The following is a 3683-nucleotide window of genomic DNA, read 5'->3' on the forward strand; positions in this document are numbered from 1 at the left end:
CCGCGCCATCTCCCAGGCCGCCTTCACCGACACGGCGACCGGCTCTCACGTGACGTCCGACGGCAAGGCGGCCGGCTCGCGCCTGAGCGGCCCGCACGTCACCCGCCCGACGCCGCCCCCGGCCGACCCGCGTCCGCAGACGTGCACCACTTTTCGATGGAAAGAGCAGTGCCCATGGCCCGCGACCTCACCCCCGGCACCGGCAACCGCGGCGGCCGCCTGAGGGTGTACCTCGGCTCCGCGCCGGGGGTCGGCAAGACCTATCGGATGCTGGACGAGGCCCGGCGCAGACAGCAGCGCGGGGCCGACGTCGCGGTCGGGTACATCGAGTGCCACGGCAGACGCCACACCGAGGCCATGCTGGCCGGCCTGGAGGTCCTGCCACGGGTCCGGCGCGCCTACCGGGACGCCGAGTTCGACGAGATGGACCTCGACGGCGTGCTCGCCCGCCGCCCGTCCGTCGTGCTGGTGGACGAGCTGGCGCACACCAACGTCCCCGGCGGCCGGCACGCCAAGCGGTGGCAGGACGTCGAGGAGATCCTGGCCGCCGGGATCGACGTCATCACCACCGTCAACATCCAGCACCTGGAGTCGCTGAACGACGTCGTCCGGAAGATCACCGGCATCCCGCAGCGCGAGACCGTCCCGGACGAGGTGGTCCGCCGGGCCGACCAGATCGAACTCGTCGACATGGCCCCGCAGGCGCTGCGCCGCCGGATGGCCCACGGCAACGTCTACCGGGCGGAGAAGGTGGACGCCGCGCTCTCGAACTACTTCCGGGTCGGCAACCTCACCGCCCTGCGCGAACTCGCCCTGCTCTGGGTGGCCGGGCGGGTGGACGAGGGCCTGCGCGACTACCGGGCCAGCCACAACATCGACCGGGTCTGGGAGACCCGCGAGCGGGTCGTGGTCGCCCTCACCGGCGGCCCCGAGGGCGAGACCCTGATCCGCCGCGCCGCCCGGATCGCCGACCGCACGGCCGGCGGCGAGCTGCTGGCCGTCCACGTCTCCCGCAGCGACGGCCTGGCCGGCGCCTCCTCCGGCGCGCTCGCCCAGCAGCGGCAGCTGGCGGAGGCCCTCGGCGGCAGCTACCACGTGGTGGTCGGCGACGACGTCCCCACCGCGCTGCTCACCTTCGCCCGCGCCCACCACGCCACCCAGCTGGTGCTCGGCACCAGCCGCCGCGGCCGGATCAACCGCTTCCTCACCGGCCCCGGCACCGGGCAGACCACCGTGGACGCCTCCGAGGACATCGACGTCCACATGGTCACCCACGAGTTCACCGGCCGCGGCCGACTGCCCTCGCTCGGCCGCCGCCACTCCCGGCGCCGCACCTTCGCCGGCTACCTGGCCGGCCTGGCGGTGCCCTGGCTGCTCACCGCCCTGCTCTCCCAGGCGCACCACAGCATCAACCTGACCACCGAAGCGCTGATCTTCCAGCTCGGCGTGGTCATCGTCGCCCTGCTCGGCGGAGCCGTGTCGGCCCTGCTGGCCTCGGTCGTCGCCTCGGTGCTGCTGAACTACTACTTCATCCCGCCGATCCACAGCCTGACCATCGGCGAGACCAACAACATCGTCGCCCTGGTGGTCTTCGCCGCCATCGCGCTCACCGTCTCCACCGTGGTCGACCACGCCGGCCGGCTCACCAGCCGGGCCGCCCGCGCCACCGCCGAGGCCGAGACCCTCTCCACCCTGGCGGGCAGCGTGCTGCGCGGCGCCGACGCGCTGCCCGCCCTGCTGGAGAAGTCCCGGACGGCCTTCGGCATGCGGGCCGTCGCCCTGCTCTCGCGGGTCGACGGCGAGGCGCTCGCGCACTGCGCGGGGGACCACCGGGGCGACGGCGACGGGCCGCACGAGACCACCGAGGTCCCGGTCGGCCCGGACGCCGTCCTGGTGCTCACCGGCCGCCGGCTGCCCGCCGCCGACCAGCGGGTGCTGACCGCCTTCGCCGCCCACGTCGCCGCCGCGCTGGAGCGCGACCGGCTGGCCGTCGTCGCCGCCGAGGTCGAGCCGATCAAGGCCGCCGACCGGATGCGCACCGCCCTGCTCGCCGCCGTCAGTCACGACCTGCGCACCCCGCTGGCCGCCGCCCGCGCCTCGGTCGGCTCGCTGCGCAGCCCCGACGTCGAGTTCTCGCCCGAGGACCAGTCCGAGCTGCTCGCCACCGCCGACGAGTCGCTGGTCAAGCTCACCCGGCTGGTCGACAACCTGCTCGACATGAGCCGCCTCCAGGCCGGCGCGCTCACCCTGCACCTCACCGAGACCCACCTGGACGAGATCCTGCCCCGGGCGCTGGACAGCCTCCCCGACCCGTACGCACCGGTCCAGCCGCTCGACCTGGAGACCACGCCGCCGGTGCTCGCCGACCCGCCGCTGCTGGAGCGGGTGCTCGCCAACGTGATCACCAACGCGCTGCGGTACAACGCCCCCGGCGCGCCCGTCCTGGTCACCGCCAGCCACCACGCCGACCAGGTCGAGATCCGGGTGATCGACCGCGGCCCCGGCATCGCCCCCGAGGACCGCGACCGGGTCTTCCTGCCCTTCCAGCGCCTCGGCGACACCGACAACACCACCGGCGTCGGCCTCGGCCTCGCCCTCTCCCGGGGCCTCGCCGAGGCGATGGGCGGCAGCCTGGAGGTCGAGGACACCCCGGGTGGAGGCACCACCATGCTGCTCACCCTGCCCGCCGCCACCACCGGGCCCGCCGCCACAGCCCCCGCCACAGCCCCCGCCAGCTCAGACCCCGCCGCCACCGAGCCCGGACACCCCGGGGAGGAATCGCGACATGAGTGAGATCCTGGTCGTCGACGACGAGCCGGCCCTCCTGCGCACCCTGCGGATCAACCTCAGCGCCCGGCAGTACGCCGTCCGCACCGCCGCCAGCGGCGGCGAGGCGCTCGACCGCGCCGCGCACAGCGCCCCGGACGCCGTCCTGCTCGACCTCGGCCTGCCCGACCTCGACGGGATGGACGTGCTGCGCGGCCTGCGCACCCGCAGCGCGATGCCGATCATCGTGCTCTCCGGCCGGACGGACGCCGCCGACAAGGTGGGCGCCCTGGACGCGGGCGCCGACGACTACCTCACCAAGCCGTTCCTGATGGAGGAACTGCTGGCCCGGCTGCGCGCCGTGCTGCGCCGGCCGCCGGGCGGCGTGCCGTCGGGCCGGCCGGTGATCGGCGACCACACCGTGGACCTCGCGGCCACCGCGGTGAACGGCCCGAACGGTCCGGTCCGGCTCACCCCGACCGAGTGGCGCATCCTCGCCCTGCTGCTCGCCAACCCCGGGCGGCTGGTGCCCGGGCGGCAGATCCTGCGCGAGGTGTGGGGCCCGGCCCAGGAGGGGCGCGGCAACTACCTGCGGGTCTACTTCGCCGGGCTGCGCCGCAAGCTGGAGCGCGATCCGGCCCGGCCGCGGCACCTGATCACCGAGCCGGGGATCGGGTACCGGTACGTGCCGTGACGGACCGGCGGGCGAGCGCCGGCGCGCCCTCGTCAACGAGCCGTCAAGAGCGCTCCGGTGGACGACAGGAGGGCGTCAAGACCGTCCGGGGGCGGTGTTCCGCGGGCGTAGTGTCGGTGTCGAGCGAGCGGCCCGGCTCCGTGTGGGGGAGGCCCGGGTCCGCTCCGGCAGCCGTCCCAGGACGGCCAGCAGGTGGGGGAGGGGCGGGGGGGGGGCGGCGACC

At 75.1% G+C, this 3683-nt stretch carries 2 protein-coding genes; both read left to right on the forward strand.

The features are described from left to right. Positions 1-174 precede the first annotated feature (174 nt). On the forward strand, positions 175-2793 hold the full coding sequence (locus tag ACFVHV_RS37470) for a sensor histidine kinase KdpD (RefSeq protein WP_359897556.1): 2619 nt from the start codon (positions 175-177) through the stop codon (positions 2791-2793). Then, the gene (locus tag ACFVHV_RS37475; protein ID WP_359897555.1) at positions 2786-3460 is read left to right on the forward strand and encodes a response regulator; all 675 of its coding nucleotides are present in this window, start codon (positions 2786-2788) and stop codon (positions 3458-3460) included. Before ACFVHV_RS37470 ends, ACFVHV_RS37475 begins: the two co-directional genes overlap by 8 nt. The last annotated feature ends 223 nt before the right edge of the window (positions 3461-3683 follow it).

Source organism: Kitasatospora sp. NPDC127116 (assembly GCF_042677365.1).
Taxonomy (GTDB): domain Bacteria; phylum Actinomycetota; class Actinomycetes; order Streptomycetales; family Streptomycetaceae; genus Kitasatospora; species Kitasatospora lactacystinica.